20 protein-coding genes are annotated in these 24,516 nt (G+C 70.4%); 11 read left to right on the top strand and 9 right to left on the bottom strand.

Going from position 1 to position 24,516, the window contains the following annotated elements; translation table 11 throughout:
• Positions 1-9: 9 nt before the first annotated feature.
• The 4 genes from ACFVYF_RS34805 to ACFVYF_RS34790 all read left to right on the top strand — a co-directional run bounded on the left by ACFVYF_RS34805 (position 10) and on the right by ACFVYF_RS34790 (position 6,564).
• Complete coding sequence (locus ACFVYF_RS34805) at positions 10-1,272, top strand: glycosyltransferase (protein ID WP_389461909.1); 1,263 nt, start codon at positions 10-12, stop codon at positions 1,270-1,272.
• Positions 1,269-2,948, top strand: coding sequence for an ArnT family glycosyltransferase (locus ACFVYF_RS34800; protein WP_389461907.1), 1,680 nt, complete (start codon positions 1,269-1,271; stop codon positions 2,946-2,948). Before ACFVYF_RS34805 ends, ACFVYF_RS34800 begins: the two co-directional genes overlap by 4 nt.
• On the top strand, positions 2,945-4,156 hold the full coding sequence (locus ACFVYF_RS34795) for a glycosyltransferase (protein ID WP_389461906.1): 1,212 nt from the start codon (positions 2,945-2,947) through the stop codon (positions 4,154-4,156). The genes ACFVYF_RS34800 and ACFVYF_RS34795 overlap by 4 nt, the downstream gene beginning before the upstream one ends.
• Positions 4,157-4,299: 143 nt before the next feature.
• A complete protein-coding gene (locus ACFVYF_RS34790) occupies positions 4,300-6,564 on the top strand; it encodes a galactose oxidase-like domain-containing protein (protein ID WP_389462006.1) in 2,265 nt (754 codons plus the stop codon).
• On the opposite strand, the gene ACFVYF_RS34785 is transcribed toward ACFVYF_RS34790, so the two are convergent.
• The 4 genes from ACFVYF_RS34785 to ACFVYF_RS34770 all read right to left on the bottom strand — a co-directional run bounded on the left by ACFVYF_RS34785 (position 6,551) and on the right by ACFVYF_RS34770 (position 9,238).
• Positions 6,551-6,901 carry a hypothetical protein gene (locus ACFVYF_RS34785; protein WP_389461904.1) on the bottom strand — a complete coding sequence of 117 codons (351 nt, stop codon included), beginning with the start codon at positions 6,899-6,901 and terminating at the stop codon, positions 6,551-6,553. The genes ACFVYF_RS34790 and ACFVYF_RS34785 overlap by 14 nt on opposite strands.
• Positions 6,902-6,949: 48 nt before the next feature.
• Positions 6,950-7,681, bottom strand: a complete 732-nt coding sequence (locus ACFVYF_RS34780) for a Mut7-C RNAse domain-containing protein (protein ID WP_389461902.1) — start codon at positions 7,679-7,681, stop codon at positions 6,950-6,952.
• A 4-nt stretch (positions 7,682-7,685) separates the two neighbouring features.
• On the bottom strand, positions 7,686-8,357 hold the full coding sequence (locus ACFVYF_RS34775; RefSeq protein WP_389461900.1) for a TetR/AcrR family transcriptional regulator: 672 nt from the start codon (positions 8,355-8,357) through the stop codon (positions 7,686-7,688).
• Between the two features lie 167 nt (positions 8,358-8,524).
• Positions 8,525-9,238: a hemolysin III family protein gene (locus tag ACFVYF_RS34770; protein ID WP_389461898.1), complete on the bottom strand. Its 714-nt coding sequence runs from the start codon at positions 9,236-9,238 to the stop codon at positions 8,525-8,527.
• 315 nt (positions 9,239-9,553) lie between these two features.
• On the opposite strand from ACFVYF_RS34770, the gene ACFVYF_RS34765 reads away from it, so the two are divergent.
• Entirely contained in the window at positions 9,554-11,386 is a 1,833-nt protein-coding gene (locus ACFVYF_RS34765) for a phosphoenolpyruvate carboxykinase (GTP) (protein ID WP_389461897.1), read from the top strand.
• Positions 11,387-11,717: 331 nt separating this feature from the next.
• Here ACFVYF_RS34765 and ACFVYF_RS34760 read toward each other — a convergent pair whose 3' ends face one another.
• Positions 11,718-12,137, bottom strand: a complete 420-nt coding sequence (locus tag ACFVYF_RS34760) for a hypothetical protein (protein ID WP_389461895.1) — start codon at positions 12,135-12,137, stop codon at positions 11,718-11,720.
• Between the two features lie 100 nt (positions 12,138-12,237).
• The gene (locus tag ACFVYF_RS34755; RefSeq protein ID WP_389461893.1) at positions 12,238-13,449 is read right to left on the bottom strand and encodes a pyridoxal phosphate-dependent aminotransferase; all 1,212 of its coding nucleotides are present in this window, start codon (positions 13,447-13,449) and stop codon (positions 12,238-12,240) included.
• A gap of 261 nt (positions 13,450-13,710) precedes the next feature.
• On the opposite strand from ACFVYF_RS34755, the gene ACFVYF_RS34750 reads away from it, so the two are divergent.
• Entirely contained in the window at positions 13,711-14,586 is an 876-nt protein-coding gene (locus ACFVYF_RS34750) for a trypsin-like peptidase domain-containing protein (RefSeq protein WP_389461891.1), read from the top strand.
• A gap of 24 nt (positions 14,587-14,610) precedes the next feature.
• Here the strand turns inward: ACFVYF_RS34750 and ACFVYF_RS34745 are convergent, their stop codons facing one another.
• On the bottom strand, positions 14,611-16,215 hold the full coding sequence (locus tag ACFVYF_RS34745) for an amidohydrolase family protein (protein ID WP_389461889.1): 1,605 nt from the start codon (positions 16,213-16,215) through the stop codon (positions 14,611-14,613).
• Between the two features lie 181 nt (positions 16,216-16,396).
• Positions 16,397-17,701: an amino acid deaminase gene (locus ACFVYF_RS34740; protein ID WP_389461887.1), complete on the bottom strand. Its 1,305-nt coding sequence runs from the start codon at positions 17,699-17,701 to the stop codon at positions 16,397-16,399.
• 132 nt (positions 17,702-17,833) lie between these two features.
• Between ACFVYF_RS34740 and ACFVYF_RS34735 the strand changes: the two genes are divergently transcribed.
• The 5 genes from ACFVYF_RS34735 (at position 17,834) to ACFVYF_RS34715 (ending at position 22,900) form a co-directional block, all read left to right on the top strand.
• Positions 17,834-18,955: a sugar kinase gene (locus ACFVYF_RS34735; RefSeq protein ID WP_389461885.1), complete on the top strand. Its 1,122-nt coding sequence runs from the start codon at positions 17,834-17,836 to the stop codon at positions 18,953-18,955.
• The gene (locus ACFVYF_RS34730; protein ID WP_389461884.1) at positions 18,952-19,713 is read left to right on the top strand and encodes an IclR family transcriptional regulator; all 762 of its coding nucleotides are present in this window, start codon (positions 18,952-18,954) and stop codon (positions 19,711-19,713) included. Before ACFVYF_RS34735 ends, ACFVYF_RS34730 begins: the two co-directional genes overlap by 4 nt.
• Complete coding sequence (locus ACFVYF_RS34725) at positions 19,710-20,120, top strand: RidA family protein (protein ID WP_389461882.1); 411 nt, start codon at positions 19,710-19,712, stop codon at positions 20,118-20,120. The genes ACFVYF_RS34730 and ACFVYF_RS34725 overlap by 4 nt, the downstream gene beginning before the upstream one ends.
• A gap of 252 nt (positions 20,121-20,372) precedes the next feature.
• The gene (locus ACFVYF_RS34720; protein ID WP_389461880.1) at positions 20,373-21,857 is read left to right on the top strand and encodes a GntP family permease; all 1,485 of its coding nucleotides are present in this window, start codon (positions 20,373-20,375) and stop codon (positions 21,855-21,857) included.
• Positions 21,858-22,078: 221 nt separating this feature from the next.
• On the top strand, positions 22,079-22,900 hold the full coding sequence (locus ACFVYF_RS34715; RefSeq protein ID WP_389461878.1) for a hypothetical protein: 822 nt from the start codon (positions 22,079-22,081) through the stop codon (positions 22,898-22,900).
• Positions 22,901-22,964: 64 nt separating this feature from the next.
• Here ACFVYF_RS34715 and ACFVYF_RS34710 read toward each other — a convergent pair whose 3' ends face one another.
• Positions 22,965-24,329, bottom strand: a complete 1,365-nt coding sequence (locus ACFVYF_RS34710) for a M14 family metallopeptidase (RefSeq protein WP_389461877.1) — start codon at positions 24,327-24,329, stop codon at positions 22,965-22,967.
• Between the last annotated feature and the right edge of the window lie 187 nt (positions 24,330-24,516).

The raw sequence follows: 24,516 nt of genomic DNA, 5'->3' as shown, positions 1-24,516 counted from the left end.
GGGGATCTGTTGCTCACGTCTGTCTTCATCGCTGCCGTTTCGCTTGCCCTTTTCTGGATGGCGGCCTTCACTCTGTGGTGGCAGATGCACGCGTGGCGTACGCCCGAGGTGCTCGCTTCCACTCGCTTCAGCAGACCGGACGGCGGCGAAGGCCTGTCCTTCTCGCTGCTGCTGCCCGCGCGGCACGAGCAGGCCGTGCTGGATCACACGATCCAGCGGCTGCTCGAGTCCAGCCACGCCGACTTCGAGATCATCGTCATCGTGGGACACGACGACCCGGAGACCGCGGAGGTCGCCCGGCGGGCCGAGGCCCGCGACCCGCGCGTGCGGGTCGTCGTCGACACCCATGAGAAGAAGAACAAGCCGAAGGCCATGAACACGGCGCTGCCGCACTGCCGCGGCGATGTCGTCGGGGTCTTCGACGCCGAGGACCAGGTCCACCCGGAGCTGCTCGCCCACGTGGACCACGCGTTCCGCACGACGGGTGCGGACGTCGTCCAGGGCGGCGTCCAGCTCATCAACTTCAACTCCAGCTGGTACAGCCTGCGCAACTGCCTGGAGTACTTCTTCTGGTTCCGCTCGCGGCTGCATCTGCACGCGCTGAAGGGGTTCATTCCGCTCGGCGGCAACACCGTTTTCGTACGCACCGAGGTGCTGCGCGCGGCGGACGGCTGGGACCCGGAGTGCCTCGCCGAGGACTGCGACCTGGGGGTGCGGCTGTCCAGCGCCGGCAAGAAGGTCGTCGTCGCGTACGACTCCGACATGGTGACGCGGGAGGAGACCCCGGGCAGCCTGGTGTCACTGCTGAAGCAGCGCACCCGGTGGAACCAGGGCTTCCTCCAGGTCTACCGGAAGCGGGACTGGAAACAGCTGCCGGGCTTCGGCCAGCGGCTGCTGGCCCGCTACACGTTGATGACGCCGTATCTGCAGGCCGTCTCGGGTGTGATCATCCCGCTCAACGTGGCGATCGCGCTCTTCCTCGACGTGCCGGTCGGCATCGCGTTCATCACCTTCCTGCCGGCCGTCACCGCCTTCGTGACGTTCGTCTTCGAGGTCGTCGGACTGCACGACTTCGGCAAGCAGTACGGGCTCCGGGTCCGCTTCGGGCACTACCTCAAGCTCGTCGTCGGCGGCCCGTTCTACCAGGTGCTGCTGGCCGGCGCGGCCGTCCGCGCGGTGTGGCGCGAGCAACGAGGCCGCAACGACTGGGAGTTGACCAGTCACGTCGGCGCGCATCTCACCGAAACGATCCGAGAGGACGTTCCTGCGTGACCTCCACTCTTCCCGCGGCGACCAGTACCACGGTCCCCGCGCAGCGGCCCCGTGCGCCCAAAATCGTCCCCGTCATCCGTCCGCCCCTGCGCTTTCGCAGCTCGCGCGCCGATCTGGTGCTGTGCGGGGTGCTCCTCGCGGCGATCCTCGTGGTGCAGGGCTGGAACATCGCCGACTACCCGACGCTCAGCGACGACGAGGGCACCTACCTCGCCCAGGCCTGGGCCGTGCAGCAGGGCAGCGGACTGGCCCACTACACGTACTGGTACGACCACCCGCCCCTCGGCTGGATCCAGATCGCCGCGCTGACCTGGCTCCCCGCCCGGATCGATCCGTCGCTGATGACCGTCGGGTCGATGCGCGTCGCGATGCTGCTCGTCAGCGCGGCGAGCGCGGTCCTCCTGTACGTGCTGGCGCGCCGGCTGTCGCTGCCGCGTTGGGCGGCCGGTCTCGCGATGGCCATTTTCGGGCTGTCGCCGCTGTCGGTCGTGCTCCAGCGCGAGATCTTCCTGGACAACATCGCGGTGATGTGGACGCTGCTCGCGTTCTGTCTGGCCGCCTCCCCGAGCCGCCATCTCTGGCACCACTTCGGGGCGGGGCTCGCGGCGGCGGCGGGTGTGCTCACCAAGGAGACGATGCTCGTCATCCTGCCCGCGCTCGTGGTCACCATGTGGCGCCACGGCCACCGCGACACCCGCAAGTTCGCGCTCACCGGTGCCGTCACGGCGTGTGTCCTGATCGGGCTGGCGTACCCGCTCTTCGCCCTCCTCAAGGGCGAGTTGTTCCCGGGCGCCGGCCATGTGTCGCTGTGGGACGGCATCACGTACCAGATGAGCCGGCCCGGCTCCGGCTTCATCCTCGACGCCGGGTCCGGCTCGTACGGCGTCCTGCAGTCCTGGCTCTACTACGACCGCGTGCTGCTCCTGGGCGGTCTCGCGGGCGCCGTCCTGCTCCTGCTCACCTGGCGCTGGTCGGTGACCGCGCGCGCCCTGGCCGGTCCCGCGCTCACCGTGGGCATCCTCGCCCTGGTGGCGCTGCGCCCGAGCGGCTATCTGCCCGCGATGTACGTCATCCAGGCCCTCCCGTTCCTGGCGCTGGTCCTCGCCGGGGGCACCGCGAGCGTCGCCCACGCGGTGCTGCGCCGGTGGCGCGGAGCGGAGGAGAGGCCGTACGTCACCTGGGGGCGCCGGGCGACGGCGGCCCTGCTGGTGGCGGCCGCCGCGGCCTATGTCGTACCGCGCTGGTACGACGGTGACCGCACGGCGGTGACCGCCGACGCCAACGCCCCCTACCGGGCCGCGTCCCACTGGCTCGGCACCCAGGTGGCGAACCCGCAGGACACCCGGGTCCTGGTCGACGACGCGCTCTGGCTCGACCTCGTGCACCAGGGCTACCGGCCCGGCCTCGGCGTCATCTGGTTCTACAAGGCGGACCTCGACCCGGCGGTGACCAAGACGATTCCGGGCGGCTGGCGCGACCTCGACTTCGTGGTCGCCTCCCCGACGGTCCGGCGGGACGCCGTCGACCTGCCCAACGTCAAGGCGGCGATGGAGCATTCGACGCCGGTCGCCACCTTCGGCAAGGGCCCGGACCGGATCGAGATCCGGCAGGTCACGGGCAGTACGGCAACCACTGCAGGCACCGGAACCGGCGGCAGCGCGGGAGGCAGTCGATGAGCAGTTTCGAGAGCACCGTCCCCGAGGAACTCGGCGAACCGTCCGTACGCGCGATCGAGGTACCGGAGCCCGGCGCCGTCACCATCGTCGTGCCGACCTTCAACGAGTCCGCGAACATCCGTGAACTGCTGCACCGGATCACCGAGTCGGTGCCGGCGCGGCTGCCCTGCGAGGTGCTGTTCGTGGACGACTCCACGGACGACACCCCCGAGGTGATCTCCGAGGCCGCGCGGGACTGCCCCTTCCCGGTCACCCTGCTGCACCGCGACGAACCGACGGGCGGTCTCGGCGGTGCCGTGGTCGAGGGACTGAAGGCCGCGACCTCCGACTGGATCGTCGTCATGGACGGCGACCTGCAGCATCCGCCGTCGTTGGTACCGGAGTTGGTGGGCACGGGCGAGCGGTCCTCCGCCGGGCTCGTGGTCGCCAGCCGGTACATCAAGGGCGGCAGCCGGGAGGGGCTCGCGGGCGGTTACCGCATCGCCGTCTCGCGCGGCGCGACCTGGCTGACCAAGACCCTGTTCCCGCGCAAGCTGCGCGGCATCAGCGACCCGATGAGCGGCTTCTTCGCCATCCGGCGCAGCGCGGTCACCGCCGACATCCTCCAGCCGCTCGGCTACAAGATCCTCCTCGAACTCGCCGTACGCAGCCGCCCTCGCCAGGTCACCGAGGTGCCCTTCGTCTTCCAGGACCGGTACGCGGGCGAGTCCAAGTCGACGGCGCAGGAGGGCCTCCGCTTCCTGCGCCATCTGGTCGGCCTGCGGACCGCCTCGCCGGTGGCGCGCCTGGTGGTCTTCGGGCTGATCGGCGCCACCGGCTTCGTGCCGAACCTGCTCGGTCTGTACGCGCTGACGGCCGTGGGAATGCACTACGTGCCCGCCGAGATCCTCGCCAACCAGCTCGGCGTCGCCTGGAACTTCCTGCTCATCGAGCATCTCCTCTTCCGTGAGCGCCGCCGGCACCGCAGCTGGTGGGACCGGGTGGGCCGGTTCGCGCTGATCGCGAACGCCGATCTGGTGCTGCGCATCCCGCTGATCGCGCTGCTGGTCGGCGAGTTCGGAATGGGTGCGCTCAGCGCCACGGCGGTGGCGCTGGTGACGACGTTCGTTCTGCGCTTCGCGGGGACCGAAGCGCTGGTCTATCTGCCGCGCCGGACGGACAGGTCCGCGCGCGCGAGCCGCAGCCGTGCAGCAAGGAGAGCCACGTGACCTTCCGACTCAGACCACGACGGAGAACCTCCCTTCTGGCCGTGGCGGGTCTCGCCGCCGGTCTGCTGCTCGTCTCGCCGCAGCCCGCGTCCGCCGCCAACCTGGTCAAGAACCCGGGCTTCGAGACGGCCGGTACGGACGGGATGCCGTACTGCTGGGAGAAGTCCGGCTGGGGCGACAACGACTTCAGCTTCGCGACCGTCGCCGACGCGCATTCCGGTACCAAGGCCATGAAGGTCACGCTGACCCGCCGCGTCGACGGTGACCGCAAGGCGCTGATCACCGAAAGCACGGCCTGCGCGCCGGTGGTCACAGCGGGCAAGCAGTACGACCTCGGGCTCTGGTACAAGACGACGACCCCGGACGCGTCCCTCACCCTCTTCCGGCACGACGCGACGGCCGGCTGGCAGTACTGGACCGACCTCAAGACGCTGGAGACGGCGGCCGGCTGGACCCGGGCGACGGTGCGCACGCCCGCGGTGCCGGCCGGCACCGACCGCATCACCTGGGGCGTCTCCGTCTACGGCACCGGCTCCGCGACCACCGACGACTACACGATGGAACAGGTCGCCGACCCGCTGCCGCCGGCCCAGTGCACCGGCACGGCCGACGAGTGCGCCAACGGCAAGTGGTCCGTGCTGCCCACGCAGAACCCGGTCCGCTCGATGCACTCCGTCGTGCTGAACAACGGCAAGGTGCTGCTGATCGCGGGCTCGGGCAACAGCGAGGAGATGTTCAACGCGGGCACGTTCACCTCGGCGGTCTACGACCCGGTGCAGGGGATGTACAAGCAGGTCCCCACGCCCAAGGACATGTTCTGCGCCGGGCACGTGCAGCTGGCCGACGGGCGGGTGCTCGTGATGAGCGGCAACAAGGCGTTCCCGGTGGCGGGCGGGCACGGGTACGAGGGGTACAAGGACTCGTACATCTTCGACCCGGTCACCGAGTCGTACAGCAAGACCAACGACCTGAACGACGGGCACTGGTATCCGTCGGCGACCGTCATGGGCAACGGTGACGTGATCTCCTTCGGCGGGCTGCGCGAGGACTCGACCGGCTCGGTGACCGCCGAGCGCTGGTCGAACGCCGAGCAGCAGTGGCTGCCGCTGTGGAAGGTCAACCAGACCTGGTCGTACTGGGGTCTGTACCCGTCGATGATCCTGATGCAGGACGGCCGGCTGTTCTACTCGGGCAGTCATGTCTTCGGCAACGGCACCCCGGGCACCGGTTCGGCGGTCTACGACTACGACGCGAACACGACGACCGCGATCCCCGGTCTGCAGAACAAGGACCAACGCGACCAGTCCGCGAGCGTGCTGCTGCCGCCGGCCCAGGACCAGAAGGTGCTCACCCTCGGCGGCGGCAACATCGACTCGAACCCGGAGGCGAACCGGCTGACGGACATCATCGACCTCAAGGCCGCCAACCCGTCGTACGTCTCCGGGCCGCAGATCCCGCAGGGCAAGGTCGACCTCGGGGGCGGCAAGGTGGCCGAGACCGGCAACCAGGGCAAGATGTACGTCTCCGCCGTACTGCTGCCCGACGGCAAGGTCCTGGAGACGGGCGGCGGTCTGCACAACCGGGCCAACCCGGTCTACGAGTCGTCGGTCTTCGATCCGGCGACCTCCACGTTCGACCCGGTGACGCCGGATCCCGAGGAGCGCGGCTACCACTCGTCCGCGTTCCTGCTGCCCGACGGCCGGGTGATGACGACGGGGGACAACCCGGGCAACGGCACGTGGAACCACGACGTGTCCGTCTACACCCCGCCCTACCTCCTCAAGGGCCCCCGCCCGGCGATCACTTCCTTGATCGACAACGAGTGGGTGTACGGCGACACGCAGCGCATCACCGTCGACCGGCCCATCGCCAAGGCGGAGTTGATCCGTCCGGCGGCGGTGACGCACTCGTCGGACCCGAACCAGCGGTTCGTGGACCTGCCGCTGAGCGTGGACGGCAACAACGTCGACCTGAACGTGACGAGCAACCCCAACCTGGCGCCGCCCGGCTGGTACATGCTCTTCGCGGTCGACGCGAACGGCGTCCCGTCGGTCGCCAAGTGGGTCCACCTCCAGGGCCCCTCCGCCCTGGCCGAGGACACCCCCTCGGCGCACGTCCACTCGTTCGCCGACTCCCTGGAGGGCGCGGTCGAGGAGCCCGGCACGAAGCGGACCTCGCAGAAGGTCCCCGCCACGATCTCCGGCTGCGACCGCCACTACGGCTCGATCAACGTCTGCGTCCCGACGGTCTTCCCGGCCGAGGTGAAGAAGACGACGGCCGCCCGCTGTGCCTGGCTCAAGGCGAACGACTACGGCCGCCTGAAGATCAACGGCAAGGACGACCCGCTGGGCCTCGACCGCAACGGGGACGGGCTGGCGTGCGGGAAGGGGGACGTCACGCGCCGCTGAGGATCAGGGCGCCCAGCGTCAACTGGGCGCTCCACTGCAGGAATACGGCCCAGGACCTGGCCCAGGTCGGCCGGGTCCGGGGCAACGCGAGTGCCAGCACGCCGAGCGCGAGGGCGCCCCAGAAGAGGCCGTACAGAAGTGAGCCCGGGACCGGGGAGCACTGCTCGCCGTTCATGAGGCAGTTGCTGCCGCGCTCCCCGGACAGTACGGCGATCCAGGCGAGGACGACGGTCGGGACGAGCAGGCCCAGTCCCCAGCCGGCCCACAGGCTCAGAGCCCGGTGGGCCGGCTGGGGGTTCGCGGTGGACGGGGTCACTGGCTGCTGCGCTGTGGTCATGGCCCAAGCCAACCGCGGGCACCGGCCCCCGGTGATCGGCTGCGGTACTCAATTCTCCTGGGTACGCATGCTCAACGCCCGTTCCACGATCGCCTCCAGCTGTTCGTGGTGGGCGCCTCGCCAGTAGACGCGTCCGCAGTCGCGGCACTGGGCGAAGACGTCGTAGGAGCGCTGGGTGCCGTCGTGGAGACGGTCGGCGAGGTCTTCCTTGGTGGCCTCGGCGAGCGGGCCGTTGCAGGCGGTGCAGCGGGTCCAGGGTTTCAGGTCGGGGGCGAACCGGCCCAGGATGTCGTGCAGTTGGTCGTCCGGGCGGGTGCTGTAGACGAAGGCGCCGGCCCACAGTTCGCGGCGGCGCAGCAGGCCGCGGTCGCGGCTGAGCATGACGCGGCGCTCGGTCGCGGACCGGGTGGCGAGGGCCGGGTCGCCGATGTCGGTGGACTCGTAGGCCGCGTCGACGCCCAGCAGGCGCAGCCGGCGCGCGAGTGTGCCGAGGTGGACGTCGAGGAGGAAGCGGAGCGGGGCTCCCGGCACGGACTGGGGGCGCCGGACGGCACGGACCTCGACGGACTCGCCGGCCCGCGGGATGTGCGACACCGGCACCTCGCGGCCGTCCACGAGCAGGGTGCCGACCTCCGTCAGCGGCACGCCGAGCGACTCGACGACGTGGCCGAGTGTGGAGGCTCCGTCGGTGACCGCCCTGGTGGCGCCCGAGCGGCGTGCGTGCGGCACGAACAGGCCGAGCTCGGGGGCGAATTCGACGTGGATCTCCGGTCCGTTCACCGGGTCAGGATGTCATGCGCGGGGCGCCTGTGGCCTCCGGGTTTTTGGCGGTCAGCCCGTGTTCGAGGACGTCCACCGCGCGGTCGACGACCTCCGCGAGATCCTCCCGGTGGCCGCCCTCGGCCCAGTACAGCGAGGTCTCCAGCAGGCCGCCGATCAGCGACATCGCGAAGACGCGCACCTCAAGGCTGTCCGGGTCCCGGCCGAGGCGCTCCCCGATGGCCCGGCACAGCAGACGGCCGGTGACGGACATGTTCTCCATCATCCGGGAGCGCACCGCGGGGACGTCGACCATCAGCCGGGTGCGCAGCCGGGTCACCTCGGGCTCCTCGGTGTTCCCGAGGCCGATGGCCTTCCGCAGCACATGGCGCAGGGAGTCGGACCACGGCTCGTCCGCGGGGCGCGCCCGCAGCTCTTCCTCGAGGACCGGGTCGTACTCGTCGGTGAGGACGATGTCCTCCTTGCTCGGGAAGTAGCGGAAGACCGTGGACGGGGAGACCTCGGCCGCCTCCGCTATCTGCTCGACGGTCGTCGCGTCGTATCCCTGCTCCTGGATCAGCCGGTACGTCGCCTCGCGGATCGTGGCCCGGGTCTTCATCTTCTTCCGCTCGCGGAGCCCCGGCCGGGGTCCCGCGGCGGGAGGGGAGCTGTGTGCGGTGGCGGCCATGGTGCTCATTGTCGGGCAACGGCGCGGGCGGGGGCCATGGCGGCGGCAGCGGTCGCCGGCCACGGGAGGGCCCGCCGACGTCCGGACGGGGGCGTCCCGGGTGGCTGGTGTCCGGACGTGCGAAAGGGCCGCGGCTCGGAAGCCGCGGTCCCTGGACGGATGCTGGTGGGGGCAGGTCACCCGTGCTGGTAGGCCACCAGCGAGATCCCGACGTAGTGCGCGGCGAAGGCGGCGAGCGTGAGGGAGTGGAAGACCTCGTGGAAGCCGAACCACTGGGGTGAGGGGTTGGGGCGCTTGAGGCCGTAGATCACGCCCCCCGCGCTGTAGAGCAGACCGCCGATGACCACCAGGACGAGCACGGCGATCCCGCCTGTGCGCATGAAGTCCGGCAGGAAGAAGACGGCCGCCCAGCCCATCGCGATGTAGCAGGGGGTGTAGAGCCAGCGGGGTGCGCCGACCCAGAAGACGCGGAAGGCGATGCCGGCCGCGGCGGCGCCCCAGATGCTCCACAGGAGCCACTGCCCCGTGGAACGCGGCAGCAGGAGCATCGTCAGCGGGGTGTAGGTGCCCGCGATGATCAGGAAGATGTTCGCGTGGTCGAGTCTGCGCAGGACGCCGTCCATGCGCGGGCTCCAGCTGCCGCGGTGGTAGAGCGCGCTCACTCCGAACAGGAGGCAGGCCGTCAGGGCGAAGATGCCGCAGGCGAGCCGGCCGCGGCTGGAGTCCGCGAGGGCGGTGAGGATCAGGCCGGCGACGAGCACGGCCGGGAACATCCCGAGGTGGAGCCAGCCGCGGAGCCGTGGCTTGACCGGGTGCGGCAGGGAGAGCTCCACGGGGCCACGGCCGGCGGCCGGCGTGTCCGTGGGCGCGTCGGGGACGGGCGCAGTCATGGACCGAATCCTACCTACGGAACCGTAAGTTACGTGTCAGTACGGCGTGCTGAACGGTCGGGAGTGGCCATGTTCTCACGGGAAGTTGAGGTTTTCCGAGGGGGTGGCCGAGGTGAACCCGCGCTGCCCGGGAGGAAACCTGCCGACGAGTGGCGATCCTCACGCCGCTCAGGTGTGAGGCCCTCTGGACATATGGGCGGTTACGTCGGATGATCAAATGAGTGCGGTCGGCACCGGATGAGCGGGCTACGAAGGCATCCGGGTCGCAGCCCCCACGGGGCATTCAACAACAAAACCCCTCATTTAGGAGCAATCGTGGCGCGCGACATCGCGGCTCCCACCGTCGTACCCACCCACCACAAAGACCTGATCTCGTGGGTGAACGAGATCGCCGAACTGACGCAGCCGGACAGTGTGGTCTGGTGTGACGGATCCGAAGCCGAGTACGAGCGCCTGTGCGAGGAGCTCGTCGCCAAGGGCACCTTCAAGAAGCTCGACCCGGTCAAGCGCCCCAACTCGTACTACGCCGCCTCCGACCCGACCGATGTCGCGCGGGTCGAGGACCGGACGTTCATCTGCTCCGAGAAGGAAGCGGACGCGGGCCCGACCAACCACTGGAAGGCCCCTGCCGAGATGCGGGAGATCTTCCAGGGGGCAGGCGGCAAGGGCGGTGTCTTCCGCGGCTCGATGCGCGGCCGGACGATGTACGTCGTCCCGTTCTGCATGGGCCCCCTCGGCTCGGACCTCTCCGCGATCGGCGTCGAGATCACCGACTCCGCGTACGTCGCCGTGTCCATGCGCACCATGACCCGCATGGGTCAGCCGGTCCTGGACGAGCTCGGCACCGACGGCTTCTTCGTGCGTGCTGTGCACACGCTCGGAGCGCCGCTGGCCGAGGGCGAGGCGGACGTGCCGTGGCCGTGCAACTCCACGAAGTACATCTCCCACTTCCCCGAGTCCCGCGAGATCTGGTCGTACGGCTCGGGCTACGGCGGCAACGCGCTGCTCGGCAAGAAGTGCTACGCGCTGCGCATCGCGTCCGTCATGGCGCGGGACGAGGGCTGGCTCGCCGAGCACATGCTGATCCTCAAGCTGACGCCGCCGCAGGGCGAGTCGAAGTACGTCGCCGCAGCCTTCCCGAGCGCCTGCGGCAAGACGAACCTCGCCATGCTGGAGCCGACCGTCTCCGGCTGGACGGTCGAGACGATCGGTGACGACATCGCCTGGATGCGGTTCGGCGAGGACGGCCGGCTCTACGCGATCAACCCCGAGGCCGGCTTCTTCGGCGTCGCGCCCGGCACCGGTGAACACACCAACGCCAACGCGATGAAGACGCTGTGGGGCAACTCCGTCTTCACGAACGTCGCGCTGACGGACGACAACGACATCTGGTGGGAGGGCATGACGGAGGAGACTCCGGCCCACCTGACGGACTGGAAGGGCAACGACTGGACTCCGGAGTCCGGTACGCCCGCCGCGCACCCCAACGCCCGCTTCACCGTCCCCGCCTCGCAGTGCCCGATCATCGCGCCCGAGTGGGAGGACCCCAAGGGCGTGCCGATCTCGGCGATCCTCTTCGGCGGCCGCCGCGCCACCGCCGTACCACTGGTGACGGAGTCCTTCGACTGGAACCACGGCGTCTTCCTCGGCGCCAACGTGGCGTCGGAGAAGACCGCCGCCGCCGAGGGCAAGGTCGGCGAGCTGCGCCGCGACCCGTTCGCCATGCTGCCGTTCTGCGGCTACAACATGGGCGACTACATGGGGCACTGGGTCGACGTCGCCAAGGACAAGGACCAGGCGAAGCTGCCGAAGATCTACTACGTGAACTGGTTCCGCAAGAACGACGCGGGCAAGTTCGTGTGGCCCGGCTTCGGCGAGAACAGCCGCGTCCTGAAGTGGATCGTCGAGCGCCTGGAGGGCACGGCCGCGGGCGTCGAGACCCCGATCGGCGTCCTGCCGGCGAAGGGCGCGCTCGACACCAAGGGCCTGGACCTGTCGGAGTCCGACCTGGACTTCCTGCTCACGGTCGACAAGGAGGTGTGGCGCGAGGAGGCCGCTCTGGTCCCCGAGCACCTCAACACCTTCGGCGAGCACACCCCCAAGGAGCTGTGGGACGAGTACCGCGCGCTGGTCAAGCGCCTGGGCTGACGTCCCCGAGTGCTCCGCGGCCGGCCTGGCTTGCCCTGACCTGCGACGTCGTCCGGGCCGGTCGCGGTGAGTAGGACACCGGAGGTGGACGCAGCACCGAAGGTGAGCACAACAGAACAACAGAGCACCATCGAAAATGACCGGGGCCCCACACAACGGAGTGTGGGGCCCCGGTCATGTCCAGGGCCGGCCGAGGGCGGTGCGTCGCGCGCCGTGTGCCGGTCATGTCCAGGCCGGCCGACGGCGATGCGTCGCGCGCCGTGTGTGGCACCCGGCCCGCACGTCGCTGCGGGTGCGCGCGGGCCGGGGCCGTCGAGGGGAGCCGGGAGGCTCAGTGGGTGGCGAGTCCGGCGGGCTCGGTGGCCGCCGCGTGGGCGTCCATGCGCTCGGCGGCCAGGATGGCGGCGGCGGTGTCGGCGCGGGAGGCGGCGACGACGAGGGCACGGCCGGCGAGCGCGTGCGCCCGCAGGTGGAGGGCGCCGACGGGCGGCTGGTGCAGGGTGGCGGCGACCGAGGCGCGCACCGGCGGGAGCCCTCCGCGCAACCGGGTGACCTGGTCGGCGAGCCGCTCGGCGGCGGTGTCGAGGTCGGCGGACGGGGCCTGCGTGCGCAGCTCGTCCGTCACCGCCAGCAGGGCCGCGAGGTGACCCGCGAGCTGGATGTCCAGCTCCTCCTCGCGCGACCGGTGGGGAAAGTCGGAGGGGGAGCCGGCCACCGTGTGGACCGACTTGGTGCGGATCGGCTCGTACATGGGATGGCCTCCTGTGCTCTCAGGAAACCATCCTAGCTTAGAACCGTTCTAAAGTTGAGCCCGTTCGGCAATGTGCTCCGAGGGGCACGGAGGGTGATCGTCAGGGCTGGCCGTAGCCGTCAAGGAAGCTGCCGATCCGGGTCACCGCGGAGGTCAGGTCGCCGACCGTCGGAAGCGTCACGACGCGGAAGTGGTCCGGCTCCGGCCAGTTGAAGCCCGTGCCCTGCACCACCATGATCTTCTCCTCGCGGAGCAGGTCCAGGACCATCTGCCGGTCGTCCTTGATCTTGAAGACCTTGGGGTCGAGGCGCGGGAAGAGATACAGCGCGCCCTTCGGCTTCACGCAGGTCACGCCCGGGATCCGGGTCAGCAGGTCGTACGCCACGTCCCGCTGTTCCTTGAGCCGGCCGCCGGGCAGCACCAGGTCGCCGATGGTCTGACGGCCGCTCAGTGCGGCGACCACGCCGTGCTGGCCCGGCATGTTCGCGCACAGCCGCATGTTCGCCAGGATCGTCAGGCCCTCGATGTAGGAGTCGGCGTGCGCCCGCGGGCCGGAGATCGCCATCCAGCCGACGCGGTAGCCGGCCACCCGGTAGGCCTTGGACATCCCGTTGAAGGTGAGGGTCATCAGGTCGGGGGCGATGGCGGCGGTCGGCGTGTGCGTGGCGCCGTCGTAGAGGATCTTGTCGTAGATCTCGTCCGAGCAGACCAGCAGGTTGTGGCGGCGGGCGATGTCGGTCAGCCCCCGCAGCATCGCGTCGTCGTAGACCGCGCCCGTCGGGTTGTTCGGGTTGATGATGACGATCGCCTTGGTGCGGTCGGTGACCTTGCGTTCCACGTCCGCCAGGTCGGGCATCCAGTCCGACTGCTCGTCGCAGCGGTAGTGGACGGCCGTACCGCCGGAGAGGGACACGGCGGCGGTCCACAGCGGGTAGTCCGGAGCCGGTACGAGGACCTCGTCGCCGTCGTCCAGCAGGCCCTGCATCGCCATCACGATCAGCTCGGAGACGCCGTTGCCGATGAAGACGTGCTCGACGTCCGTCTCGATGCCGAGGGTCTGGTTGTGCATCACGACGGCCCGGCGGGCGGCGAGCAGGCCCTTCGCGTCGCCGTAGCCGTGCGCCGAGGAGACGTTGCGGAGGATGTCCTCCAGGATCTCCGGCGGGCACTCGAAGCCGAAGGCGGCCGGATTGCCGGTGTTCAGCTTGAGGATGCGATGACCCGCCGCTTCCAGCCGCATCGCCTCCTCGAGAACCGGGCCCCGGATCTCGTAACAGACATTGGCGAGCTTCGTGGACTGGATCACCTGCATATCCGTGAGCTTACGGCCGCCCCACCGGTTGCGGGGCGTGTTTTCCACCACGTGAGACGGGATGTTTTGCGGGCCTTTGTTCCTGCGTGGCGCGCGGACGGCGGTGCCGCCCCTCGGTAGCCGGAAATCGCCGTACGGGGCCGGAAACCGCTCCTTGCCCCCGTGTCCCGCTCCCCTCACAATGCGCATGACAAAAAAGGAGATGGCTGGAAGATCTCCGGCCACCCATGTCGCACAACAGAAAACTAGAGGGGACCCCACATGAGAAAGCCTCTCGTTGCCGCGCTCTTCGCCCTGGTCATCGCCGGGGCGGGGGCGGCACCCGCGGTCGCGGCTCCCGTGCCCGCACCGGCGGAGCACGCGGCGGCCGGCCGGGCCTCGGCCGAGGCCGCGCCGACCCTGAAGGCGGTGGACTTCGCCGGCACGGTCGCGCTCAGCAACTGTTCCGGCTCGGTCGTCCGGATGCCCGCCTCCGAGGACGACGACCCCGCGCTCGTCCTGTCCAACGGCCACTGCCTGGAGACCGGCTTCCCGGCGGCCGGCGAGGTCATCGTCGACCGGGCCTCCACCCGTACCTTCAGCCTCCTCAACTCCGCCGGTACGAAGGTCGCGACCCTGCGCGCCAGCAAGATCGCGTACGGGACGATGACCGACACGGACATCTCGATCTACCAGCTCACCAGCACCTACGCGCAGATCAAGAGCTCGTACGGCATCAACGCGCTGACGCTCAACGCCGCACGCCCCACCGCCGGGACCGCGATCAAGGTCGTCTCCGGGTACTGGAAGCGGATCTACAGCTGCAACATCGACGGCTTCGCGTACCGGCTGAAGGAAGGGGCGTGGACCTGGAAGGACTCGGTCCGCTACACCTCCGCCTGCAACACCATCGGCGGCACCTCGGGCTCGCCCGTCATCGACACCGCCACCGGCAAGGTCGTCGCCGTCAACAACACGGGTAACGAGGACGGCGCCCGCTGCACCGAGAACAACCCGTGCGAGGTCGACGCGAACGGCAACGTGACCGTTCGCCAGGGCATCAACTACGCCCAGGAGACCTATCTGATCGTGCCGTGCGTCGGGCTCGACAACAAGATCGACCTGAGCCGGAGCGGGTGCACCCTGCCCAAGCCGTAGCACCAGCGGCCCGGTGGTGGGCGGTCATGCCGTACGGCGGACCGCCCGCCCTGCCAGTACGTCCGTCCGGCGGCCGTCCTCGATCACGAAGCGGCCGTCGACGAGCACGTGCGGGATGCCGGCCGGCAGGGTGCGGGGCGCCTCGAAGGTCGAGCCCGCCGCGACCGTGTCCGGGTCGAAGAGGACGAGGTCGGCGCGGTACCCCTCGCGGACGAGCCCGCGGTCGGGCAGCCGCAGCCGGCCGGCCGGCCGTCCCGTGAGGTGGGCGACGCACTCCTCCAGGGAGAGGATGCCCAACTCCCTTACGTACCGGCCCAGATAGTGGGGGAAGGTGCCGTACGCGCGCGGGTGCGGTTTGTCGCCGCGCAGGATGCCGTCGGAGCCGCCGGTGTGCACCGGGTGCCGCATGATCGCGCGGACGTTCTCCTCGTGGCCGACGTGCTGGAGGATCGTCGAGCCGAGACGGTCCTCGACGAGGAGCCGGCGGGCGGTGGTCCACGGGGACTCACCGAGCCGGCCGGCGGACTCCTGGACGGTCCTGCCGACGTACGACGCCAGAGCGGGGTCGCTCACTCCCGAGATCTCGATCGTGTCCCACTCGATGGGGACGCCGTGGCAGCCGTCGGCGCCCACGACCTCCATGCGGTGCCGGATCCGCTCGGCCGTCGCGTCGTCCGCCAGCCGGCCGAGGATCGCCTCGGGGCCGCCCTCGCTCGCCCAGCTGGGCAGCATCGCGACGAGGGTGGTGCAGCCGGGGGTGTAGGGGTACGTGTCCAGGCTGATGTCCGCGCCCGCGGCGAGGGCGTCGTCCAGCAGGGCGAGCAGATCCGGGGCGCGGCCCTTGTTCACACCGAAGTTCATCGTGGCGTGGGCGAGGTGGAGGGGGCAGCCGGCCTCGCGGGTGAGGGCCACCATCTCCTCGTACGCCGCCAGGGCGCCCGCTCCGTACGAGCGGTGGTGGGGGCAGTAGTAGCCGCCGTGCTCGGCGACCACGCGGCACAGCTCGGTGAGTTCGGCGTCCTTGGCGTACATGCCGGGGGTGTACGTCAGCCCGGAGGACATGCCGACCGCGCCCTCCCGCATGCCCTCGGCCACCAACCGGCGCATACGGTCGAGCTCTTGGGGCGTGGCCTCGCGGTCGTCCCAGCCGACGGCGAGCATCCGGACGGAGCCCTGCGGGATCAGGTACGCGGCGTTGACCGCGATGCCCTCGCCGTCGAAGCCGTGGTCGAGGCGGTCCAGGTACTCGCCGACCGAGCGCCAGCTGAAGTCGATGTCGTCGCCGTTGCCGTTCCAGCCGGTGATCGCGCGGCGGATCTCGGCGAGGGTGCGGTCGTCGACCGGGGCGTACGACAGGCCGTCCTGGCCGATGACTTCCAGGGTCACGCCCTGGGCGGCCTTCGCGCTGTGGTCCGGGTCGCGCAGGAGGGCGAGGTCGCTGTGGGCGTGCATGTCGATGAAGCCGGGGGCGAGGGCGAGGCCGTGGGCGTCCAGGGTTCGGTGTCCCCCCAGGGGCGGGCCCTCCCTGCGGATCTCCGTGATACGGCCGGCCGTGATGCCCACGTCGGCCTGGTAGGGGGCCGTGCCGGTGCCGTCGACGACACGTACGTCTCTGATCGCGAGGTCCACTTGGTGCCGCCTTTCCGGGCTGCGCCCGCGCTGTACGTTCTCCGCGCTCCGCGCGGGTGTCTGCCCACCCGCGGCCACCCGACTCGGTCCGTTGCCTCGGCTCCGCCGAGAAAAGCCACCCCTCGGCTCCGCCGAGAAAAGCCACCCCTCGGCTTCGCCGCGAAGGGCCGGCTCGGGTCGGTCAGAAGAAGGTTCGGACGTAGTCGGTGACCGTGCCGTCCGCCTCCACCAGGGGGATCAGCTGCCACTTGTCGAAGGACGTGCAGGGGTGGGAGAGGCCGAGGCCGATCCAGTCGCCGAGGCGGAGGTCGGCGTCGGGGGTGGTGGCGAGCCAGGTGTGCTGGTCGGAGAGGCCGGTGACGGTGACGCCGGTGGCCGCGTGCTCGGCGCCGTCGCGGTGCACCACCTGGGCCATCGGCAGATCCAGGTCGTACGCGGCGTCGCGCTTGCCCGCGTTGGCGAACGCCTGCTCGGGGGAGGGGCGTGAGAGGACCTGGGCCCAGAGGCGGAAGGCGGGCTGGAGGGCACCCTCTTCGGGCACCCGGGTGAAGGGGGTGAGCTTGCGGTAGTGGCCGTCGTCGTGCGAGACGTACGCGCCCGAGCGCAGCAACTTCAGCACCGGCAGGGAGAGTTCGGGGATCTCGGCGAAGACGTCCGCCACCGCGTCGAACCAGGCGCTGCCGCCCGCGCTGACGACGATCTCGTCGACGCCGCTCTTGGCGAACCGGCCCGCCTTGTCGAAGTCACCGGCCAGCGCGGTGAGACGGCGCAGCCACGCGTGCACGCGCTCCGGGTCCGCGCGCGGGACCTCGCCCTCGTAGCCCGCCACGCCGACCAGGCGCAGCGTCGGGGTGGCGGCCACCGCGTCCGCGACGGCCGCGCACTCCGCCTCCGTGCGGACGCCGGTGCGGGCGCCCTCGCCGGCGGCGAGCTCGACCACGACGTCCAGCGGGCGGGCGGCGCCGCGCAGGGCCGCGTCCATCAGCTCCACGCCGCGGACCGAGTCGACGTAACAGATGAAGCGGAAGGACGGGTCGGCGGCGAGTTCGGACGCGACCCAGCGCAGGGCCGCCGCGTCGACGAGTTCGTTCGCGAGGAAGATCCGCTGGATGCCGAACTCCCGTGCCACGCGCACCTGGTGGGGCACGGCGAGGGTGATGCCCCAGGCGCCGTGCTCGATCTGCCGCTGGAAGAGCTGCGGGGCCATGGAGGTCTTGCCGTGCGGGGCGAAGGCGAGGCCGTGGCGGGCCGCGTACGTCTCCATGAGCGTGAGGTTGTGGCGCAGGCGCTCGGCGGAGAGGGCGAGCACGGGCGTCGTGAAGCCGCCCGTGAAGAGGTTGCGGCGCTGGGCGGCCAGCTCGTCGACGGTCAGGCCCGTGGCGTCCGGCGGGAGGCCCTTGAAGCGGTGGTCGACGCGTTCCGTGCCGAGTGCGGCGAGGCGTTCCGCGCCGGAAGCGGCTGCGGTCGCGGCGGTGTCGGCGCCCATGGGGCCTCCCTCATGTGGTGCGTTGCGATATGTGCAACGGTCATTGCGTATGTCGCTCACTGCTGTCTAACATCCCAGCCAACGCAGGGTCAACGGTGCCGTTGACCGCGAGAGCAAGGAGTCCCCGCCATCGTGACCCCCAACGGACCCGCAGGTGCCGTGTCCGACGACGCCGACGGCCGCGACGCCCTCGTGGAGGTAGTCGCGCTCGGCGAGTCCATGGTCACGTTCCTGCCCTCCCGGCCCGGGCGGCTCGCCGACGTGCCGTCGTTCGAGCGGGGCATCGGCGGCGCCGAGTCGAACGTGGCGTGCGTGCTCGCCTCGGCGGGCCACTCCGCGCGCTGGGTGAGCCGGGTCGGCGCCGACGGGTTCGGCGACCACCTGGTGGAGACGATCGCCTCGTACGGCGTCGACACCTCGGCCGTACGCCGTGATCCGGCCCGGCCGACAGGCATCTACTTCCGTACGGCGGGCGACCGGGCCACCGACGCGCACGAGGTCGTCTACTACCGCGCCGGTTCCGCCGCCTCCGCCATGTCGCCCGGGAACGTGCCCCGCGAGCAACTGGACTCCGGCCGCGTCCTGCATCTGTCCGGCATCACGGCCGCGCTCTCCGCGGACTGCCTGGCCCTGCTGCGCGAGCTGACCGCGGCCCGGCACGGCCGCCCCCTCGTCTCCTTCGACGTCAACCACCGGGTGCACCTGTGGAGCGGCCAGGAGCCGGGCGGTGTCCTGCTCGGTCTGGCCCGCAGCTGCGACCTGGTCTTCGTGGGCGAGGACGAGGCCGAGGCCGCGTGGGGCGTCACCGGCGGCCCAGCCGCGATCCGCGCCGCGCTGCCCGAACCCCGGGCCCTGGTCGTGAAACAGGGGGCGCGGGGGGCGACGCTTTTCGAGCGGGGGGCAGGCATGGCGCCTGCGGGTGACCGGCCCGCGGAGAGCGGGCCGGCCGACACCGTCACCTTCGTCCCCTCCCTGTGCGTCGACGTCGTCGCTCCGGTCGGGGCCGGGGACGCCTTCGCGGCCGGGTTCCTCTCCGCGACCCTGCGTGGGCTGTCCGCCCGGGACCGGCTGCGGCACGGCCACCTCATCGCCGCCGCCGCCCTCACCGTCCCCGGCGACCTGGCCGCCCCGCCCGCGCGGGACCACGCCGACCGGCTGGCCGCCGCGGACGACGAGGCGTGGGAGACACTTCGACTCGGCCCCGGCTGGACCGCAGCCGTCACGCGGGCCGACGAGGAGGTACCCACCCCATGAGCCAGACCGTCGACCGGGCGCTCAGCATCCTGCCGCTGCTCGCCGAGGGCCCCGCCGACCTCGGACAGGTCGCCGACCGCCTCGGGGTCCACAAGTCCACGGCACTGCGCCTCCTGCGCACCCTGCACGAGCACGGCCTCGTCTACCGCCAGTCCGACCAGCGCTACCGCCTCGGCGCCCGCCTCTTCGCCCTCGCCCAGGAGGCCGTGGAGAACCTGGACATCCGCGAGATCGCCCACCCCCACCTCGTACGCCTCAACGAACAGTGCGGGCACACCGTCCACCTCGCGGTGTACGAGGAGAACGAGGTGCTCTACATCGACAAGGTGGAGAGCCGCTACCCCGTCCGCATGTACTCGCGGATCGGGAAACCGGTGGCCATCACCGTCGCCGCCGTGGCGAAGCTGCTCCTCGCCGATCTGCCCGAGCCCGAGCGCCGCGCCCTCGCGGAGAAGCTCGACTACCCCCTGTACACGGCCCGTTCGATCCCCAGCGCCCCCGCCTTCCTCAAGGAGTTGGCGACGGTGCGCGAACAGGGCTGGGCCACCGACCTCGGTGGCCACGAGGAGTCCATCAACTGCGTGGGCGCCCCCATCCGCGGGGCCGACGGCCGTGTCGCCGCCGCGATGTCGGTCTCCGCGCCGAACGTCGTCGTCACCGCCGACGAACTCCTCGCACTGCTCCCGCTGGTACGCCGCACGGCTGACGCCATCAGCCGCGACTACTCCGGAAAGACCCCAGGTAAGGACCCCGCATGACCGACAAGACCGCCCTCACCCCCAAGACCCACACCACCCCGCCCGCCAAGTTCTCGCACGGCATCAGGAAGGGGAACATCCTCCAGGTCGCCGGCCAGGTCGGCTTCCTGCCCGCCGAGGAGGGCAAGCCGCCCACGCCCGCCGGGCCGACGCTGCGCGAGCAGACCTTGCAGACCCTGGCCAACGTCCGGGCGATCCTCGAAGAGGGCGGCGCCTCCTGGGACGACGCGGTGATGATCCGCGTCTATCTGACGGACGTCGACCACTTCGCCGAGATGAACCAGATCTACAACACGTACTTCGAGGAGCAGGGCCTCACCGCGCCCCCGGCCGCCCGCACGACCGTGTACGTCGGGCTGCCGGCCGGACTCCTCATCGAGATCGACGCGCTCGCCGTCCTCGGCTGACCGCCGGGCTGAAGCCCACGCAGAGGCTGACGGTTCCTGAGGTCGATGCCCACGCAGAGGCTGACGCCTTCTGAGGTCGATGTCCGCGCAGGGCTGACGCCTCCTGAGGTCCGAGGCCGCCTGACGGCTCAGGTCCCCCCAACTCCCGCACGCCGTACGTCATCACGGTGCGGCGCCCGTCATCCCGGGGTGCCGTGCCGCGATCCCCCCTGCCCGAAAGCACCATGCACTTACGAAACAGAGGCCCTCCCCATGTCGTCGTTTCCGCTCGCAGCACCAGTCCCGGCCCCCGAACCGCCACCTCACACCGGCGGACTGCTCCTCCTCATCGACGGCACCGCCGGACTCCTCACGGTCGCGGCCCTCGGTATCGCCCTGCTGCTGTTCCTGATCATCAAGGTCCGGCTCCAGCCGTTCGTCGCCCTGCTCGCGGTCTCCATAGCCGTCGGCCTCGGAGCGGGACTGTCGGTCACGGAACTGTTCGGCACCGTCCAGAAGTCCACCGCGGTCTCCGTCATCGAGTCCGGCATGGGCGGCATCCTCGGCCATGTCGCGATCATCATCGGCCTCGGCACCATGCTCGGGGCGATCCTCGAAGTCTCCGGCGGCGCCGAGGTGTTGGCGTCCCGGCTGCTGAACCTCTTCGGCGAGAAGCGGGCGCCCCTGGCGATGGGGCTGACCGGCCTGATCTTCGGCATCCCGGTCTTCTTCGACGTCGGCATCTTCGTCCTCGCGCCGATCGTCTACGCCGCCGCCAAGCGCTCCGGCAAGTCGATCCTGCTGTACTGCATGCCGCTGCTCGCGGGCCTTTCCATGACCCACGCCTTCCTGCCCCCGCACCCGGGCCCGGTCGCCGCCGCCGCACTGCTGCACGTCCAGCTCGGCTGGGTCATCCTCATGGGCATCGTCTGCGGCATCCCCGCGGTGCTCGCCGCCTGGGTCTTCTCCGCCTGGATCGGAAAGCGGATCTTCGTCGCCGTACCGCAGGACATGGTCGAGGCGGCCGCCGAGGCCAAGCTCGCCGTCATCGAGGAGCAGCGGGCGTCGGGCGTGGAGCCGCGCGAGAAGCCCGTGTCGCTCGGCACGGTCCTCGGCATCATCGGTACGCCGCTGGTGCTGATCCTCGCCGCGACCTTCTCGTCGATCGCCCTCGACCCGTCCACCGGCCGCTCGGTCATCGAGTTCTTCGGCAGCCCGTTCGTCGCCCTCACCATCGCCCTGCTGCTCGCGTACTACCTGCTCGGCATCCGGCGCGGCTGGTCCCGCAAGTCCCTGGAGACGGTGTCGACCGCGTCCCTGAAGCCGGTCGGCAACATCCTGCTCGTGGTCGGCGCGGGCGGTATCTTCGGCGCCGTACTGAAGGCGAGCAATGTCGCCCAGGCGCTCTCGGACACGTTCCACGACGTCGGCTTCCCGGTGGTCGTCCTCGCCTATCTGCTCTCCCTGGTCCTCCGGGTCGCCCAGGGCTCGGCCACCGTCGCCATCGTCACCACGGCCGGCATCGTGGCCCCGCTGCTCACCGAGGGGGACCACTCCCAGGCCTTCGTCGCCGTCGTCATCATGGCGATCTCGGCGGGCTCCATCTTCGCCTCGCACGTCAACGACGGCGGCTTCTGGATGGTCGCCAAGTACTTCGGCATCACCGAACGCGACACCCTGAAGTCGTGGACGGTCCTGGAGTCCGTGCTGTCGGTGGTGGGCTTCGCCATGGCGGCGGTCGTGAGCGTCTTCGTCTAGCGGCGACGGGCGCTCACGTCCGGCGGCGGGGGCGCCTTCAGCCGGCGGCGACGGGCAGCCTTCATCCGATGGCGGGAGGCGGCTTCGTCCGGTGGCGAGGGCGCCTTCATCCGATGGCGGGGAGGCGGCTTCGTCCGGTGGCGGGCGGTTTCGTATAACAGCCGCGTAGCTATAACGGGGCTGGCTGTGCCCGACACAGGATCGTCGACCATACTGCCCGCGTGGAGCAGCGCATAGGTTCGAACAGCCAGCCCCTCGACGGATCCGTCGTTCCCGTCGTCCCCGTCGCCGCGGCCGACCCGGCGTACATCCCCGGGATCACGTCACCCGCGCCCGCGGCGCCGGAGGACGCGGCCGCGGATGCCGACGCCCCGGGGACCGCGACAGCGGGGACCGACGGCGAGGACTCCGTCCCGGAGAAGGGCGTCCCGGGGAGTTCCGTCTCCGGAAGGACGGCCTCCGACGGGACGGCCTCCGAAGGGACGGTCTTCGGTGAGGAGTCCGCCCCCGGTGAGGCATCCGCCGAGGCCGCCGACGAGGACGAGGAGGGTGACCCCGAGCCGGACGGTCCCGTCTTCGAGGCCTCCGACCGGCGCGCCTCGATCAAGGCCGACCACAGCGGCGTACAACTCCGTCTGGACGACCAGCAGGCGGAGTTCCGCTGGGACGAGATCGGAGCCGTCGAGACGGAGTCGCCGCGCTTCGGGAAGCGGTTCACCATCACGGTGCACACGCCCGACCGCCGCTGGTACCCGATCGAGATCGAGGCGACGGCCCGGGCGCGGTTCGCGGAGTGGGAGGGCCAGCTCGACGCGGTCCTCGACGCCTACTTCGACGATGGCACGGAGGACGACGCCGATGCCGTCGACGCCCACGACGCCGATGCCGTCGATGAGGCCTCCGAGGCCTCCGAGGCCGCCGAGAACGAGGTGACCGCCGAGGCCACCAAGTCGAAGCCCTCCAAGCCCTCCAAGAAGTCCATGGCTGATAAGGCTGTTGAGTCCGACAAGGCCGGGGACGAGCCGGTGGCCGCGGACGACTGAGCGTCCGCGCGCCGGGCCGGCTCGCCCGTCAACCGATGTGCCTGTAGGGCGTTGTGCCGGTCTGTCAGCTCGGGCAGTACTGCGCCTGCTTGCCGATGGAGCGGTACATGCAGTCCGCGTTCTCCAGGAGCTGAAGCACGGCGTCCCGGTTGCGCGACGTCTCCCGCTCGATGACCTCGTCGGGCGGGTAGAAGCCGCCGCCCGAACTGGAGCTCGGGTACATCTCGAAGGTGTAGTCGAAGATCTTCTGAGTGCCCCAGAGGTAGTCGTCGATCGAGCCGTCGGTGATGTACAGGTCGCTGGACTGCTCCGGCGTGTAGCCGTTGCTGGCGGCCATCTTCTGGCCGACGGCAGCGAAGGCGTTGCGGTCGTCCGCCGTCATGCCGGTCGCCGTGTCCGAGGTGGTGTACCCGAAGGGCCACAGCACCAGTTGGCTGTAGGTGTGGAAGTCGATGCCGGCCGTGATCTGCTGCTTGCCGCCCACGACACGGCCGCGCACGAAGTCGGCGACCACCTTCACCTCGGGCGCCGACTCGGCCGACGCGCCTCGGTAGGTCTCCGAGGACTTGGAGCTCGAAGAGCCGCCGCAGCAGCCCCACTTGTAGTTCCAGTTGCGGTTCAGGTCCGTGCCGACGTACGAGGAACCGCTGTTGGGCTGGCGGTTCTTGCGCCAGGAGCGGTAGGAGCCGGTCGCGATGTCGTACTCGCCGCCGTCCGGGTTGAGGTCCGGGACGATCCAGATCTCGCGGTTGTTCACCATGCTGGTGACGCGGGAGTCGGAGCCGTAGCCCGCGCCGAGTTCGCGCAGCAGATAGAGGGCCATCTCGACGGTGAGGTGCTCGCGGGCGTGCTGGTGGAAGGTGAGGAGGACCTCGGGCTCGGACTCGTCGGTCGCCACGTTGTCACTGACCTTGATGGCGACGATGTCCCGGCCCTCGTACGACTTGCCGATCACCTTCCTGCTCATGATGGACGGGTAGGCGGCCAGCCGCTGGTCGATCTCCGTGTTCGTCTCGGCGTAGTTGTGGTACTTCGAGTCGGCCGACGGGAAGTCGAGGATCCGGACGTCCGAGCCGCTCGTGCGGTCGGGGGCGGACCCCAGGAGCGAGACGTCGTAGCCGAGCCCGCGCAGCTTCTTGATCTGGTCCGCGCGGCCCGAGACGACGACGGTCTCCTCGTCGGCCTCGTCCACGGTGACACCGGTCTGCTGGATGGCCGTACGGGTCACCGGGTCGGTGCTCTGGTGGATCTCGTACTGGCGGACGTCGTCGGACGAAGGCGCGGGGGCCTTCGCGCCGGTCGCGGTGGCGTCGGTGGCCGTGGCGGTGAGGGGGGCGGCGAGGGCGAGTGCGAGGAGGGTGGCGAGGGCGGCGGTGCGCCGGCCGCCGCCTCTGGTACCGCTGCCGCTGCCGCGTATGCGAAGTCGCATGAAGTCTCCTAGGTTCTCCAGGAATTCCGGGGTCTCCGGAAGGGGAGTGGAGCGGGGGGTGGTTCATGCCGACGTGCTTGGTGCGGGTGTGGCGCTCATGGTGCGGGCGTGGCATGAGCAGGTCAAGGGTGCCTGGTGGAAGCCATCCGAAAATCGGCCGGGCGGTGTACGCGGCCTGCACATCCTG

This window comes from Streptomyces sp. NPDC058274, assembly GCF_042881375.1.
Classification (GTDB): Bacteria; Actinomycetota; Actinomycetes; order Streptomycetales; family Streptomycetaceae; genus Streptomyces.
Note: the sequence above shows the minus strand (reverse complement) of the source record. Positions and strands in the feature narration are given on the sequence as shown.